16 protein-coding genes are annotated in these 14,927 nt (G+C 55.5%); 7 read left to right on the forward strand and 9 right to left on the reverse strand.

Translation table 11 applies throughout. The features are described 5' to 3' along the window. Positions 1-133 precede the first annotated feature (133 nt). From lipA to NP596_RS08815, 8 genes are all read right to left on the reverse strand, one after another. Entirely contained in the window at positions 134-1,111 is a 978-nt protein-coding gene (gene lipA / locus NP596_RS08780; protein ID WP_256614942.1) for a lipoyl synthase, read from the reverse strand. Next, positions 1,108-1,722, reverse strand: a complete 615-nt coding sequence (gene lipB, locus NP596_RS08785) for a lipoyl(octanoyl) transferase LipB (RefSeq protein ID WP_256614943.1) — start codon at positions 1,720-1,722, stop codon at positions 1,108-1,110. The genes lipA and lipB overlap by 4 nt, the downstream gene beginning before the upstream one ends. Before the next feature lie 7 nt (positions 1,723-1,729). After that, positions 1,730-1,996, reverse strand: a complete 267-nt coding sequence (locus NP596_RS08790) for a YbeD family protein (protein WP_256614944.1) — start codon at positions 1,994-1,996, stop codon at positions 1,730-1,732. Next, a complete protein-coding gene (locus NP596_RS08795) occupies positions 1,993-2,832 on the reverse strand; it encodes an aminotransferase class IV (RefSeq protein WP_256614945.1) in 840 nt (279 codons plus the stop codon). Before NP596_RS08795 ends, NP596_RS08790 begins: the two co-directional genes overlap by 4 nt. Then, on the reverse strand, positions 2,832-3,992 hold the full coding sequence (locus tag NP596_RS08800; protein WP_256614946.1) for a D-alanyl-D-alanine carboxypeptidase family protein: 1,161 nt from the start codon (positions 3,990-3,992) through the stop codon (positions 2,832-2,834). The genes NP596_RS08795 and NP596_RS08800 overlap by 1 nt, the downstream gene beginning before the upstream one ends. Positions 3,993-4,126: 134 nt before the next feature. After that, the gene (locus NP596_RS08805) at positions 4,127-4,336 is read right to left on the reverse strand and encodes a hypothetical protein (RefSeq protein ID WP_256614947.1); all 210 of its coding nucleotides are present in this window, start codon (positions 4,334-4,336) and stop codon (positions 4,127-4,129) included. Between the two features lie 142 nt (positions 4,337-4,478). Continuing rightward, on the reverse strand, positions 4,479-4,652 hold the full coding sequence (locus NP596_RS08810; protein WP_256614948.1) for a rubredoxin: 174 nt from the start codon (positions 4,650-4,652) through the stop codon (positions 4,479-4,481). Between the two features lie 4 nt (positions 4,653-4,656). Then, positions 4,657-5,163, reverse strand: a complete 507-nt coding sequence (locus NP596_RS08815; protein WP_256614949.1) for an alpha/beta hydrolase — start codon at positions 5,161-5,163, stop codon at positions 4,657-4,659. Positions 5,164-5,412: 249 nt separating this feature from the next. On the opposite strand from NP596_RS08815, the gene NP596_RS08820 reads away from it, so the two are divergent. Continuing rightward, positions 5,413-7,050 (forward strand): methyl-accepting chemotaxis protein, encoded by a 1,638-nt coding sequence (locus NP596_RS08820; protein WP_256614950.1) that lies wholly within the window; start codon positions 5,413-5,415, stop codon positions 7,048-7,050. A 75-nt stretch (positions 7,051-7,125) separates the two neighbouring features. Here the strand turns inward: NP596_RS08820 and NP596_RS08825 are convergent, their stop codons facing one another. Beyond that, positions 7,126-8,025, reverse strand: a complete 900-nt coding sequence (locus tag NP596_RS08825; protein WP_256614951.1) for a LysR family transcriptional regulator — start codon at positions 8,023-8,025, stop codon at positions 7,126-7,128. A gap of 105 nt (positions 8,026-8,130) precedes the next feature. Between NP596_RS08825 and NP596_RS08830 the strand changes: the two genes are divergently transcribed. From NP596_RS08830 to NP596_RS08855, 6 genes are all read left to right on the forward strand, one after another. Further along, entirely contained in the window at positions 8,131-9,054 is a 924-nt protein-coding gene (locus tag NP596_RS08830; RefSeq protein WP_256614953.1) for a pirin family protein, read from the forward strand. After that, complete coding sequence (locus NP596_RS08835) at positions 9,051-10,124, forward strand: alkene reductase (RefSeq protein ID WP_256614954.1); 1,074 nt, start codon at positions 9,051-9,053, stop codon at positions 10,122-10,124. The genes NP596_RS08830 and NP596_RS08835 overlap by 4 nt, the downstream gene beginning before the upstream one ends. Positions 10,125-10,600: 476 nt before the next feature. Then, positions 10,601-11,422: a hypothetical protein gene (locus NP596_RS08840; protein WP_256614955.1), complete on the forward strand. Its 822-nt coding sequence runs from the start codon at positions 10,601-10,603 to the stop codon at positions 11,420-11,422. 419 nt (positions 11,423-11,841) lie between these two features. After that, positions 11,842-13,431, forward strand: a complete 1,590-nt coding sequence (locus NP596_RS08845) for an ABC-F family ATPase (protein WP_256614956.1) — start codon at positions 11,842-11,844, stop codon at positions 13,429-13,431. A 236-nt stretch (positions 13,432-13,667) separates the two neighbouring features. Then, positions 13,668-14,645, forward strand: a complete 978-nt coding sequence (gene dusB / locus NP596_RS08850) for a tRNA dihydrouridine synthase DusB (RefSeq protein ID WP_256614957.1) — start codon at positions 13,668-13,670, stop codon at positions 14,643-14,645. Then, positions 14,646-14,909, forward strand: coding sequence for a helix-turn-helix domain-containing protein (locus tag NP596_RS08855; protein ID WP_013818154.1), 264 nt, complete (start codon positions 14,646-14,648; stop codon positions 14,907-14,909). Positions 14,910-14,927 lie beyond the last annotated feature (18 nt).

A 14,927-nucleotide genomic window follows, 5' to 3' on the forward strand; every position in this document is an offset into this window, starting at 1 on the left:
AACCGGCCGCGGCGAGCAGCGTCAATACTATTACCGGGCCCCGCCAAGCCCATGCGCCGGCTTTGCTGGATGCCGACGCCGCCGGCGACGGATCGAAATCTGGGTTCATGCTTTTACGGTATAGGGTTGTTTGCTATTCGATAACGCCCGCGGCCTGCAAATCGGCGTGATAGGACGAGCGCACCAGCGGGGCGCTGGCGACCTGTTGAAAACCCAGGCCGCGAGCAATCTCGGCATAACGCTTGAATTGATCCGGGTGGATATATTCCTTTACCGCCAGATGCTCTTTGCTGGGCTGCAAGTATTGGCCCAGGGTCAACATGCCGCAACCGTGCGCCAGCAAGTCTTTCAACACCTGCACGACTTCGTCTTCGGTCTCGCCTATGCCCAGCATCAAACCCGATTTGGTGGGCACCTTCGGTAGCAATTGTTTATGGCGCTGCAATAATTGCAACGAGGTTTGGTAATCCGCGCCGGGCCGGGCTTCCGGATACAGCCGCGGCACGGTTTCCAGATTATGGTTGAACACATCGCAAGGCTGTTGTTGCAAAATCCGCAATGCGGTTTCCATGCGCCCGCGAAAATCCGGCGTTAACACTTCAATGGTGGTGGCCGGGGACCGCAGACGGATCGCGGCAATACAGGCGGCAAAGTGCCCGGCCCCGCCGTCGCGCAAATCGTCGCGGTTGACCGAGGTAACCACCACGTATTTCAACGCCATCGCCGCGATGGTATTGGCCAGATTATCGGGCTCATCGGCATCCAGCACTTGCGGTTTGCCGTGGGCGACGTCGCAGAACGGGCAGCGGCGGGTGCACAGGTCGCCCATAATCATGAAGGTGGCGGTGCCGTGGCTGAAACACTCGCCCAGGTTAGGACAAGCCGCCTCCTCGCAGACGGTATGCAGGCGGTTTTCTCGCAGCGTTTGTTTGATTTGATTGACTTTTTCGCCGGCTGGCAACTTGATGCGGATCCAGTCCGGCTTGCGCAAAAGAGCTTCCGGCTTTTCGACCTTGACCGGTATCCGCGACAATTTGTCGGCGTTGCGTTGATGGGTTTCGGGCGTCGCGCGGGACGGTGCGTTGATGTCTTTAAGGCTATTCAGCGTCATGATTCTATGGCCTTGATAAGGTGATGAACAACCGGCACCGCCAGTTCGCGAGTCTGTATGCGTACGCCGAGATCGGCCAGTCGGGTGACTTCCAGGCCGGCATAACCGCAGGGATTGATGTAACTAAACGGCGTTAAATCCATGGCGTTATTCAAACTTAATCCGTGGTAACTGCAACCTCGTTTTATTCTCATCCCCAGGGCGCCGATTTTTTTACCTTCCACATACACGCCGGGCGCGTCCGCCCTGGCCTTCGCCCGCACACCGTATTGCGCCAGCGCGATTATCATGGCCTGTTCCAACAAGGTCACGGCCTGGCGGGGGCCGATGGCCAAACGGCGCAAATCGGCCAAAAAATAAACCACCAGCTGGCCGGGCGCGTGGTAAGTCACCTGCCCGCCTCTGTCGGTCTGGATTAACGGAATATCGCTTGCCTGCAATACATGCTCGTGTTTACCGTTCAAACCCAACGTAAAAACCGGCGGATGCTCGGTAATCCAGATTTCATCGGGCGTTGCTTCAGTGCGTTCCGCAGTAAAGCGCTGCATGTCCCGCCAAACGGTTTGATAATCCCGCAAGCCCAATTGCCTGAGGACGGTTTGCGGCTTCACCGGCTCGCTACAATGCCACCAGCACATCGGGATGGTCGGTCAATCCCTGATAGATGGCGTCCAGCTGCTCGCGGCTGGTCGCTTCTATCATCACCGTCACCGAGGTGTAGGTACCGGCCTTGCTGGGCCGCGAACTGACGGCGCCTTCGCGGATATCGCCGACATGCCGCCGCACGATTTCCACCACGATTGCATCGAAATCGGCGCTGGTTTTGCCCATGGCCTTGATGGCGAACTGGCAGGGAAACTCTAAGAGGCTTTCTGTTTCGCTCATGCTAAGGATTGCTTATACGCTTGTAACAACTGGTCCATTTTGTGGAATACCGGCCCGGGTTTACCTAAACCGACGGGTTGACCGTCCAGTTCAATCACCGGCACGATTTCGCGGGTGGAACTGGTCACCCAGATTTCGCTGGCGTTCTGCAGGGCCTCCACGGCAATCACGTCTTCCTTGCAGGCTATAGCGTTGGCTTCGGCCAATTCCAAAATCACATCGCGGGTAATACCCGGCAGGATCTCGTGACTGTTGGGCGGCGTAATCAGTTCACCGTCGATCACCGCAAACAGATTGCTGGCCGCGCCTTCGGTGACGTAACCGTTTCTGACCAGTATCGCTTCCGCGCAATCCTGATCCAGGGCTTCCTGGCGCAACAACAAATGCGCCAGCAGCGCGGTCGCCTTGACATGACACTTCTGCCAGCGGGTATCGACCAGTGTTACGGCTTTGACGCCCGTGACCCGGCCGGTAAACGGCTTGATTTCCGAACACATGGCAAACACGGTCGGCACCACCTGCTCCGGAAAGCCGTGATCGCGCTTGGGCGCACAGCCGCGGGTGATTTGCAGATAAATATATTCGTCCTTGCCGCTGTCCAGCATGGGCTGAAAAATCGCCCGCCACTCGGCCACGCTTTTGTGCAGGTCCAAACGGATTTCCAGCAAACTGTTGTTCAGGCGCGCGATATGGTCTTCAAACCGGAACAGACATCCGGCATAGGCCGGGATCACTTCATAGACCCCATCGCCGAACAAAAAGCCGCGGTCCAGTACCGAAATTTTTGCGTCCGCCAACGGCAAATATTCACCGTTTAAATATACCGTGTTGGACATTAGCGCTCCAATAAAACTAAAACGGCATCATATAAGCGGCGGAAAAACCCGCCCTCGGCGATGCTGTCCATGGCCACCAGCGGCTTGCTGAGTATGGTCTCGCCCGCCAGTGTCACGTTCAAACTGCCCACGGTATCGCCTTTGTTGATGGGCGCCATAATGGCCTTATCCAGCTGGGATTCGGCTTTTAATTCGTTAAAATGCTTACGCGGCGCGGTGACATAAACATCTTCCGCGACCCCTACCGACAATTTGGAGGTTTCGCCTTTTCTGACCCGGGCTTCCGTCAATGCGGCACCGGCCTCGTACAGCCTGTGGGTTTCGAAGAAACGGAAACCGTAATTCAACAAGGACTGGCTTTCGTTGGCGCGCGCATTGGGGCTGGAAGTACCCATTACCACCGAAATCAAGCGCATGTCTTCGCGTTTTGCGGAGGCCACCATGCAATAGCCGGCATCGTCGGTAAAACCGGTTTTGACGCCGTCTACAGTCTCGTCCCGCCACAGCAACTGATTGCGGTTCTTCTGGGTGATGTTGTTAAAGGTAAATTCCTTTTGCGAAAACCAGCGGTAATAATCCGGAAACTCGCTGATCAAGGCTTGCGCCAACAAGGCCAGATCGTGCGCGCTGCTGTAGTGGTTGGGGGTCGGCAAGCCGGTGCTGTTTTCGAAATGGCTGTTCACCATGCCCAGGCGGGAAGCTTGCTCGTTCATCATGGTGGCAAAGGTTTGTTCGCTGCCGGCCACGTGTTCGGCCAAGGCCACGCTGGCATCGTTGCCCGACTGGATGATGTCGCCTTGCAGCAAGTCCTGCACGGGCACCTGCTTATTGACTTCGATAAACATTTTGGAACCGCCGGTTTCCCAAGCGTTCTGGCTGACGGTGACTTTTTCGTCCAGGCTTAAATGTCCGGATTTCAATTCGCGAAACACCACATACACCGTCATGATTTTGGTCAAACTGGCCGGCGCCACCCGTTTATCCGCCTCTTTTTCGGCCAGAATACGGCCGCTGTTAAAATCCATCAAATAATAGCTGGAGGCGGCGACGCTGGGCGCGGCCGGGGTGAAAATCGGGCCGGCCGCATGCAATACCTGCACAGCCAGCAACAAATACAGCCCAACAAAAAGGCTCGCTGTTGAACGGAAAGATAACATCATGATTGCAATTCGTAAGTCGTTCTGGAAGCGGCTATTGTAACACCGTCCTGCCCGGCTTAGAAAAACCGCTGGCAACCGCCGGATGGCCGCGGCCCGCAAGACCGCCCTGTCCCACGATACCCTGGCGTCCGGCCTCAGGCTGATAAATAAGCTTTGACGCTTTGTTTGACGTATTCGCGAATCGGCATGCCGTGTTTCAAATAATCCTTGAATAACTGGTGAATGTCGAAAGGATTTAAATGCACATACGCGCCGTAACCGGTACGGGCAATGAATTCGCCGCTTAATGCGTCTAAAAATGCCGCATGGGCAAGTTCGGTTTGTTCTTGATGTAAGGTTTTCATGGCTTTACTCCAGCGCCGGGTTTTAAAGAAAACCAAGCAAACCGCATGCGCAACCGACAAAAATAAGCTATGACAATAACTTATAAATGCCGCACCCTGCCGCGCGGCACTCTGCCGACGCATCTGTCATACCGGCGGCACATCAATAAACCAATAACTTGAAAAAGCTTTTGGGCGCCCCGCAAATAGGACAGGCCCAATCCTCCGGTATGTCTTCCCAACGCGTACCGGGCGCAATACCGCTGTCGGGGTCGCCCTTGGCCTCGTCATAAATATGTTCGCATTCCATGCAATGGTATTTTTTATAGTCGCTCATCGGATTAACCTTTATCGCAACGGGTTAAAAATGCATCGAAAGCGGCGGCCATTTGCGGTAACACGCTCAACAAACGATGATCGCCGTCCAGCATATGCAAGGATGCCCGGTGGGATTGGCAAAACCGCCAGGCATTTTCCGGCGGCACCACGTCATCCCGCCAACCATGAAAAACTTCTATCTCGGCTGTTCCGGGTTTGAAGTCGTTACGAGCATAACCCGGTAAATAAAAAGCCGGAGCGATTAAAAACAAACCGGCCGGCTTGAGCCGTTCCGCCGCCACGGCCGCCACATAAGCCCCCATGCTGGAGCCCGCCAACACGATGGTTCGGTAGGCGGAAACATCCAGGCTCAACAATTTATCGACCCGCGCTTCCGGATCGTTGCTGTCCTGGTAATCGGGGCTTATAAACATGTAGCCGTGTTGCCGGGCCACCTCCGCCAATCCCAACGGCTTTTCGCCCCAAGGAATACTGTCCTTGCCGTGATTGTAAATAACCAGTTTCCGCATAAGCCGTGCTCCGGAGTTCAATACGCGTGCGCCATTACGCGGGACATATCCTGTTTAAACCTAAATTCGGCATTTAAACCGCTAAGCGCCCGCCGGATGTTTTTTTAAAGACGCCCTATAATACATAACCTGTTCGCTAGATTCCGAACGCCGATCCTTACCAAACCTTTTGTCCCGGCACCCCCAAAATAAATACTGGACAGCAATTCATAACCTTTATCGATAATAACTTTTAAAAAGGACATTGTGATGAAATTTTTAGGTTCGCTCAGCCTGGCGTATCGTTTCGCCTTATTAACCCTCTGTGTTGTAGCGGGTTTTGCCGTTTACGGGCTCTGGTCCTTCAAAACTCTGAACGAACTTAAAATCACCGGCCCCACCTATCGGCAAATCGTGCAAGGTAAGGACTTGGTCGCCGACATCTTGCCGCCGCCCGAATACATCATCGAATCCTATCTGGTCGGTTTGCAGCTTGCCGCCGGCGGCAAGCACGACCAAAACGGTCTGATTCAACGCCTGAGAAACCTGCAAACGGAGTATAACGCCCGCCATGAATTTTGGGCCCATGCAAACTTAACCGCCCAGCTCCGCGAGACATTTATACGCCAAGCCCATGAGCCTGCCGTACTGTTTTACGACATAGCCTTCGGCGAATTCGTGCCCGCATTACAAACCAGCGATAGCGAAGCGGCGGCCTCCGCCCTTGCCAAAATGGAAGCGGCTTACGAAAACCATCGCGCCGGCATCGACCGGGTCGTGCAAATCGCCAACCTGCGGGTTGCCGAGGACGAAGCCGCGGCCAACCGACAAATCGGCAGCGCTACCCGGCTGCTGTGGACGGTATTGGCGTTGACCGTGGCCTTGACGATAGCGGTGGCTTTGCTGATCTCGCGGTCAGTCACCCTGCCTTTATCGGATCTGCAAAAAATGATGCTGCAAATCAAGAACGGCCGCGACTTTACCCTCAGGCTCAATACCGGCGGCCATGATGAGATTGCTGAAACCGCCCAAACTTTTAACGGTTTAATCATGAGTTTGCAAAAAATGCTGACGGAACTATTGGAAGATGCCAACGAGGTTGCCCAAGCAGCGCAATCGCTTTCGGCGGCGTCCGCCCAAACGGTTGTCGGTTCCCGCCAGCAAAGCGCCGCCGCCACCTCGATCGCGACCACGATAGACCAAGTGAATGCCAACATAGGCCAGTTAAGCGATAACGCCCAAGTGGCGCTGGATATTTCATGCAAATCGGGGACTTTATCCCACCAAGGCGGCGACATCATCCATAACGCGGCCGCCGCCATGCTGCAAATTGCGGCCAGCGTTCAAAAAACCTCCGGCACCATCGAAGCGTTGGGACAACAATCCCGCCAAATTTCGTCCGTCGTCCAAGTCATTAAAGCCGTAGCCGACCAAACCAACCTGTTGGCGCTGAATGCCGCGATCGAAGCGGCCAGGGCCGGCGAACAAGGCCGCGGCTTTGCGGTCGTGGCGGATGAAGTGCGCAATCTGGCCAAGCGCACCACCAACGCCACGGAAGAAATCTCTCAAATGATCGAGTCCATGCAGAAAAGCACCCAACTTGCCATTATCGCCATGGGCGAAGCCGTCGGTAAAGCCGACGAAGGCGCGGTGATTGCCCGGCAAGCCGGCGACGCCATCAATGAAATAAAAGTCGAATCGTCCAAGGTGGTTGAAGTGGTGAACAATATTTCCGCCGCCTTATTAGACCAAAATACCGCCAGCAACGACATTGCCGGCAATATTGAACAGGTTGCGCAAATGGCCAAAGCCAACAATACCGCCGCCGAGCAAGCCGCTCGCGAGGCCAAGCACCTGGAAGAACTGGCCGGCCATATGCGCACGGCGGTCGGCAAATTCAAGATTTAAGCCGGCGGACCCGTGCCGCGCAGCCCGGCTTATCCCTTACGGCCGGGCCGCAGGAATGAAGGGGCCGAGCGTACCTTAACCCAGTTCGCGCAAGCCGGCGTCCAAAAAGTCCAGCAAGGCCCGGGTTTTGCCGGGCATTAAGCGCCCGCCGGGAAACACGGCCCACGCGGTGACGGGAGGAAACTCCCATTCAGGCAACACCCGCACCAACTGACCGCCCTTGACATAGGCGTTGGCGTATACCGTCGGTGCAGCCGCAATGCCCAAGTGTTGCCGGGCCAACTTTACCAACAGCTCCGGCGAATTAGCGGCCACTTTGGCCGGCAAACTGCCCGACCAGGTTTTGTCGCCCCGGGTTAAACGAAATGTCTGCGATTCGCGCTGCCGGGCCAATAATTGCAGCATGCCGTGTTGGCGTAAATCATCCGGCTGCTCCGGCGCGCCATGCAAGGCCAGGTATTCATTCGACGCATAAAGCGCCCAAGCGTAGCGATAAACGGGTTTGGCCGCCAGAGCGGTATCGTCCGGCAAATCGCCCATGCGGATCACCAAATCGTACTGCTCGCCCAATAAATCCACCCGCCGGGCCGATAAATCGATCTCCAGGGTAATGGCCGGATGGCTTGAAATGAATTCCGTCAACAACGGCAGCAACACCAAATTGGCAAAGTCGTTCGGCATCGACACCCGCAGCACCCCGCTAGGCTGTAATTGCCGATGCTGGGCCAACGCCACCGCGGCGTCGGTGTCTTCGCCGATCCGCCGGCCGTGTTGCAGCAATTTCGAACCGAATTCGGTCAGATTCAATTGCCGCGTCGTGCGCTGGAACAAACGTTCCCCCAATTGCTTTTCCAACCGGCCGATCCGGCGCGACAGCGTGGATTTGGGCAAACCGACAGCCTCGCCGGCTTTGGAAAAGCTGCCGATGTCGGCAATTTTGGCAAACAGCCACAGGTCGTTAGGTTCTATAGGCATCAATCGTTCCCCCAGCGGAACACTGTTATTCATTTCAAGGGCTACCGTTCGATTTTGTAGCGGAATATAGTGTAACCGCATTCCAATCAACCCAGGGTGACCGCCATGAACACATCCCAACCTATTGCCGACACCGTGCTGAACAGCCGCGCTATCGAACAACAGCTGATCGGCCAGGTAACGTCCGATGGCGCCGGCGTAAAATTGACCCGGCTGTTCGGCCCAGCGCTGCAGCAAAGACTGGACCCTTTTTTAATGCTGGACGCTTTCGGCAGCGATTCCCCACGGGACTACATCGCCGGATTTCCGGACCATCCGCACCGGGGCTTCGAGACCATGACCTACTTGATTGCCGGCCGCATGCGGCATAGCGATAACGCCGGCCACCAAGGCTTGCTGGAAGCCGGCGGCATTCAATGGATGACGGCCGGCCGCGGCATCATCCATTCCGAAATGCCGGAACAGCAAGACGGGCTTTTGGAAGGCTTTCAACTGTGGATCAACTTGCCGGCGGACGCCAAAATGCAACCGGCCGCCTACCGCGATGTCAATCGACGGCAGCTGCCGGAACTGGTTACAGCGGACGCCGTGGCCGTGCGGGTCATCGCCGGCATTAGCCACGGGCTGGCGGGCGCGATACAACGCCCCGTCACCGAACCGACGATCCTGGATATCCATATGCCGGCCGGCAGCGGCTTCAGCCAACGTTTGCCGGCGGCGAATACGGCTTTTTTCGCGGTCTATCGGGGCGAAGTAGCGGTAGACGGCCAAGCGGTCGCCCTGGGCCGGCTGGCTGTTTTGACCAACGACCCCGAAGCGGACGGCGTCCGCATGCGGGCGCAACAAGAGAGCCGCATCCTGCTGGTGTCCGGTGTACCGTTGCGGCAGGCTATCGTTCAGCACGGGCCGTTCGTCATGAATACCCCGGCACAAATTCAGCAGGCTATCGAAGACTATAGAACGGGCCGGCTAACGTCGGCCCGACCGGAAACCCCATTTACCGATCCAACAGGAGCAAACCACCCATGAACCACCTATTTCAGCCTTTACAACTAGGCGAACTGACGCTACCCAACCGTATTTTAATGGCGCCGTTGACCCGTTGCCGGGCGGACGCCGAACACGTACCCACCGCCTTGATGGCGGAGCACTACGCCCAGCGCGCCGGCGCCGGCTTGCTGATTGCCGAAGCCACCATGGTCATGGCCGGGCATTCCGCGTTCGGTACCGAACCGGGTATTTATTCCGCCGCGCAGATAGACGGCTGGCGCCGCGTCACCGACGCGGTACATGCCGCCGGCGGTAGAATCTTTTTGCAAATATGGCACGGCGGCCGCGCCTGCCACCCGTTGTTGAACAACGGCGCTGAACCAGTAGCGCCCAGCCCGATTGCCATCACTAACGACGAGGTGCACACACCGGAGGGAAAAAAATCGTATACCGTGCCGCGCCCGTTGGCGGAGCATGAAATTCCGGCCATCGCGGACGGCTTCGCCCAAGCGGCCCGCAATGCCATCGCGGCGGGGTTCGATGGGGTGGAAATTCACGGCGCCAACGGTTATTTATTGGACCAATTCTTACGCGACGGCAGCAATCAACGCCGTGACAATTACGGCGGCCCGCTAAAGAACCGGGCCCGGCTGTTGCTTGAAGTCATCGAAGCGGTTACCGCCGCCATCGGCAATCAACGCGTGGGCCTGAGAATCTCGCCACTGAACAGTTACAACAGCATGCGGGACAGCGACCCCGCGGGTCTTTCCGCCTGGCTGGCAAAACAGCTGAACGGCTTCGGCCTGGCCTATTTGCACGTGATGCGCGGCGACTTTCTGTCCGAGCAAACCGGCGACATCATGACGCCGATACGCAAGCATTTCGCCGGGGTGATATTAGGCAATATGGGATACAGCGCCGACGAAGCCGCGGCGGCCATCGCCGCCGGGCAATTGGACGCGGTTGCATTCGGCGGCAGCTTTCTGGCCAATCCAGACCTGCCCGAACGCATCAAACTCGGCGCCCCGCTGAACACCCCTAACCCGGCAACCTTTTACAGCAGCGGCGTGGAAGGCTATACCGATTACCCCTACCATATAAAAAGCTAAACCTCCTCTTGCTGCCATGCCGAACAAGCATGGCAGCAAGAGTAAAACCGTAATCGAGAAATATTTCCGATTTAAACGAGGGCCGCTGGAAGCAGTTCATGAATAAGCAAAATTGCATCCCCTGCTCCGGCAACATAGCGAAAGCGCCTAGCCGGCGACGTCAGTCAAAAGCAAGACTGGCAATCCATTAGAACAAGCTGGGGGCCGCCTCCATTTTTATTGTTTCTTGCCAAATGCTTACGCTATAAACCGAGCCTTTTCGTCAAGGCGAACTCCCTCCTAAACACCGAATTGAAATTCGGCTTCCAAAAACCTAACGAACCCTTGAATTTTAATCATTCCCTAACTTGACGCCTTATTATATTTTAAGTAGCGTCTATCCTCGGTTACCAACTTCATGCGCACTTCCCTACTTTTTATGCTGTTGCATTGCAACCGCCCAATCATAACCATAATGCTTTCTCAGGAGGCTAACCATGAAAATACAAGCTACTGCTTTAATCATTGCCTTAGCGCTTTCCGGATTTACCTCTCTTTCGCAGGCGGCGCCGCAAATGCGTGTGACGGGCAGGGTGGATGCAAATGGCGACGCCGTGTTCGAGTCGAATCAAACCGATGTCGAAACCGGTACGCCCGAGTTTAATCGTTCGGCTATTTCAGTCGCCGATTCGGATAATAACGGGCTTTGGCGATATCTGGCCCGTGTAGACAGCACGGTTCCAAAACTACAGATTTCGGGCTCTCTGGAAAATAATACCGGTGATGTACTGGATAGCGTAGAACTAGGTTTGCTGAGCACTTTCGCTAGATATGTCGATACGATTACCCTGTCGCCCCAAATTACGGCCCCCTATCTGGTCACTATCGATATGGTTGTGGACGGACTACTGACAATTGACGGCAGCATATCCCGCGCGGCCGCCGGTTTGGTTATTACGCCGGTGGGCCAACTGCAATCATTCGACTTTCAAAACTATACTTCATCCGGGAGCGTTCAAGATGTGCTGTCGGCCCAGTATCAATTTCAGGGAGATGCCGTGTTCGATTTGGACACATCCTTACAGTTCTCGATTTTGCAGCTCGACCCAGGTATAAACGCTTCCGGGGATTTTAGTCATACTGCCGTTATCAACTTGATTCTTACCGACTTGAACGGCAACCCGTTGCCTGACAACAGTATTCGAGTAACTAGCGATTCCGGTTTTTTCCAAACGGCGCCAGTTCCCCTCCCTAGCGCGTTAATGCTTTTTGTTGCGGGATTGAGCGGATTACTCGTCAACGCCAAGCGCACCGCTTAGAACATAATTTCCAAGGGCGGAAGCCTCCCTTCCGCCTTTTAAAATCTCATTAGATTACAAAGCTTTCAGCAAAATTTCGCCTGAACTTGTTGCATTTTTACCCCGTGGCGGTAGAGCCAGGGACTTTCAATCAAGCAAAACACGCGCGAAGTTGTTATGTTTTTAGCCTCGATATCGCAAAACGCCGCATGCGGAAGTTCAATGACCGATTAAATTTCCCTCGTAACAGAACGTTAACTTTTCAATATCCACGTTTATGATTCGGAAATTCCGGCGGATTCACCCTGCCCGACATTTTCAATCGAAAATCGCTTGCCGATCTCTGTTAAAATTTGCAACTTTTTATCGCGGCGCTTTGCTTTACGGCATTTTTTGTTTGCCGATTGCCGCGCCGCGCCAGCCAATTCTCGGACACACTCTTGATTTCTACCGCCAACATCACCATGCAATTCGGGGCCAAGCCCCTGTTTGAAAACATTTCCGTCAAATTCGGCAACGGCAACCGCTTCGGTTTGATCGGCGCCAACGGCTGCGGCAAGTCCACGCTGATGAAAATTCTCAGCGGCGATTTGGAACCTTCCGCCGGCAACGTCAGCGTCACCCCCAACGAACGCCTGGGTATCTTGCGCCAGGACCAATTCGCTTACGAAGACTACCGGGTGCTGGATGTGGTGATGATGGGCCACGCCGAAATGTGGGCGGCCATGTCGGAACGCGACGCCATTTACGCCAACCTGGAAGCCAGCGAGGACGATTACATGCGCGCCGCCGAGCTGGAATCGGTGTTCGCCGAATTCGGTGGCTATACCGCCGAGTCGCGGGCCGGCGAATTGCTGCTGGGCCTGGACATTCCGCTGGAACAACACGGCGGCCCGATGAGCGCGGTGGCGCCGGGCTGGAAATTGCGGGTGCTGCTGGCGCAAGCCCTGTTCGCCGACCCGGACATCATGCTGCTGGACGAACCGACCAACAACCTGGACATCAACACCATCCGCTGGCTGGAAAACGTGCTCAACGAGCGCGAAAGCACCATGATCATCATTTCACACGACCGGCATTTTCTGAACAGCGTCTGCACCCACATGGCCGATCTGGATTACGGTGAGCTACGGGTGTATCCAGGCAATTACGACGATTACATGACCGCCGTGACCCAGGTGCGCGAAAGCCTTCTGGCCGGCAATGCCAAGAAAAAAGCCCAGATTGCCGAACTGCAAACCTTCGTGGCCCGTTTTTCCGCCAACGCCTCCAAAGCCAAGCAAGCCACTTCGCGGGCCCGCCAGCTGGAAAAAATCAAACTGGACGAGGTCAAACCGTCCAGCCGGGTGAATCCGTTTATCCGCTTCGATCAAACCAAAAAGCTGCACCGTCTGGCGTTGGAAGTCACCGACTTGAGCAAGGGCTATGGCGAAGAACCCTTATTCAAAAGCCTGAATCTGATGATTCCGGTCGGCGAACGGGTGGCGGTAATCGGTCCCAACGGTATCGGCAAATCCACCTTGCTGAAAACCCTGGTCGGTGATCTAACGCCCGACAGCGGCGAAGTGAAATGGTCGGAAAATGCCGACATCGGCTATTACGCCCAGGACCACGCCGAGGATTTTGCCGAGGACTTGTCGCTGATCAACTGGATGGGGCAATGGAGAAAAGAATCCGACGACGACCAGACCATCCGCGGTACGCTGGGCCGCTTGCTGTTTTCGCAGGACGAAATCCATAAATCCGTCAAAGTGCTTTCGGGCGGCGAGCAAGGCCGCATGCTGTTCGGCAAATTGATGTTGCAAAAAAACAATATCATGGTGCTGGACGAACCCACCAACCATTTGGACATGGAATCGATCGAATCGTTGAACAGCGCCTTGGAGCACTATCCCGGCACGCTGATTTTCGTCAGCCACGACCGCGAATTCGTTTCGTCGCTGGCCACCCGCATCATCGAACTAACCCCCAACGGCATCGTCGATTTCAACGGCAATTACGAAGAGTATTTGAATAGCCAGGATTTGTAAGCCGCGCGAACCCGAATAAGCGGAAGCGTTTCCGGCAAATCTCCAATCGCCGGAAACGCCTATCGGCTTATTCCGGCCTCCGAGGCTCAAAGAAGTTCGTCATTCCGGCAAAGATTACCGGCTTTTTAAATAGTACCGGACGGCCGGTTTTACGCAACGCATATTCCTTAAAGTCGGCCACCCGGGCCCGACATTTTAAGGTAAAATGCGCTGCCTTTTTGACGGCTCGCGCATCCATGCAAATCGGCCCTTACCAGCTGCCTAACAATATCATCCTCGCCCCGATGGCGGGCATCACCGACAATCCGTTCCGGCGCCTGTGCAGCCAATTCGGTGCCGGCTTGACGGTTTCCGAGATGGTGATTTCCAACAGCGGCTTGCAGCACCATCCGCGCACCTTGCAAAAAACCGATTACAGCGGCGAATCCGGCCTGCGTTCGGTGCAGATTTTAGGCACCGAACCACATTTGATGGCCGCCGCCGCCCGCCTGAACCGGGACAGAGGCGCTCAAATCATCGATATCAACATGGGCTGCCCGGCCAAAAAAGTCTGTTCGGTGGCCGCCGGCTCGGCGCTGTTGAAAGACGAGTGTCTGGTCGAGCGGATTTTAACCGCCGTCGTTAAAGCGGTCGAGGTGCCGGTCACCTTGAAAATCCGTACCGGTTGGGATTTAGCTAACCGCAATGCGCTGAAAATCGCCAACATCGCCGAAAACTGCGGCATCCAGGCCTTGACCATTCACGGCCGCAGCCGGGCCTGCAAATTTAACGGCCAGGCCGAATACGACACCATCAGACAGGTCAAACGCCAGGTTAATATCCCCGTCATAGCCAACGGCGATATCGACAGTGCCGCAAAAGCCCGCCGGGTGCTGGACTATACCGGCGCCGACGCCATCATGGTCGGCCGCGCCGCCCAAGGCAGGCCGTGGATATTTCAAGAGCTGCGCGGCAAGCTGTCCGGCAACCCCGTATCGCCGCTTTCCTTGTCCGAGATCAAAACCGTCGTCAACCAACACTTGGACAATTTATACAGTTTTTACGGGGCTGTCAGTGGTGTTAGAATTGCACGCAAACATATCGGCTGGTACTTCGACCAACTCGGCAGCTTGCCCAGCGAACAAAAAACAATAATCAATCAGGCCCAACAACCGGCGCAACAACTGGCACTGGTCAACGCCTCGTTTACATTCATTACTCCCCGAGTCGCCTAGATGGAAGCAGAATCAATCAAAATCAGTAACGGCAATGGTCATACCCTGTCCGAGCATGTGCGCCAGTCGGTCGAAGACTATTTCACCCATTTGAACGGCCACGACTCGTCGGGCTTATACCAATTAGTGCTGACCGAAGTCGAAAAACCGCTGCTGGAAACCGCCTTAAAACATTCCGATTTCAATCAAAGTAAAGCCGCCAAAATTCTGGGTTTAAGCCGCAGCACCCTGCGCAAAAAACTGGAACTCTACGGCATCGGCTAATTTCTTTTCCCTTTCCTT

This window comes from Methylomonas rivi (genome assembly GCF_024505165.1).
GTDB lineage: Bacteria > Pseudomonadota > Gammaproteobacteria > Methylococcales > Methylomonadaceae > Methylomonas > Methylomonas rivi.

Bases quoted from the DNA above. Each gene is read 5' to 3' on its own strand.
- lipA (WP_256614942.1), bottom strand. From the start codon at position 1,111: ATGACGCTGAATAGCCTTAAAGACATCAACGCACCGTCCCGCGCGACG.
- NP596_RS08790 (WP_256614944.1), bottom strand. From the start codon at position 1,996: ATGAGCGAAACAGAAAGCCTCTTAGAGTTTCCCTGCCAGTTCGCCATC.
- NP596_RS08795 (WP_256614945.1), bottom strand. From the start codon at position 2,832: ATGTCCAACACGGTATATTTAAACGGTGAATATTTGCCGTTGGCGGAC.
- NP596_RS08800 (WP_256614946.1), bottom strand. From the start codon at position 3,992: ATGATGTTATCTTTCCGTTCAACAGCGAGCCTTTTTGTTGGGCTGTAT.
- NP596_RS08805 (WP_256614947.1), bottom strand. From the start codon at position 4,336: ATGAAAACCTTACATCAAGAACAAACCGAACTTGCCCATGCGGCATTT.
- NP596_RS08810 (WP_256614948.1), bottom strand. From the start codon at position 4,652: ATGAGCGACTATAAAAAATACCATTGCATGGAATGCGAACATATTTAT.
- NP596_RS08815 (WP_256614949.1), bottom strand. From the start codon at position 5,163: ATGCGGAAACTGGTTATTTACAATCACGGCAAGGACAGTATTCCTTGG.
- NP596_RS08820 (WP_256614950.1), top strand. From the start codon at position 5,413: ATGAAATTTTTAGGTTCGCTCAGCCTGGCGTATCGTTTCGCCTTATTA.
- NP596_RS08825 (WP_256614951.1), bottom strand. From the start codon at position 8,025: ATGCCTATAGAACCTAACGACCTGTGGCTGTTTGCCAAAATTGCCGAC.
- NP596_RS08830 (WP_256614953.1), top strand. From the start codon at position 8,131: ATGAACACATCCCAACCTATTGCCGACACCGTGCTGAACAGCCGCGCT.
- NP596_RS08835 (WP_256614954.1), top strand. From the start codon at position 9,051: ATGAACCACCTATTTCAGCCTTTACAACTAGGCGAACTGACGCTACCC.
- NP596_RS08840 (WP_256614955.1), top strand. From the start codon at position 10,601: ATGAAAATACAAGCTACTGCTTTAATCATTGCCTTAGCGCTTTCCGGA.
- dusB (WP_256614957.1), top strand. From the start codon at position 13,668: ATGCAAATCGGCCCTTACCAGCTGCCTAACAATATCATCCTCGCCCCG.
- NP596_RS08855 (WP_013818154.1), top strand. From the start codon at position 14,646: ATGGAAGCAGAATCAATCAAAATCAGTAACGGCAATGGTCATACCCTG.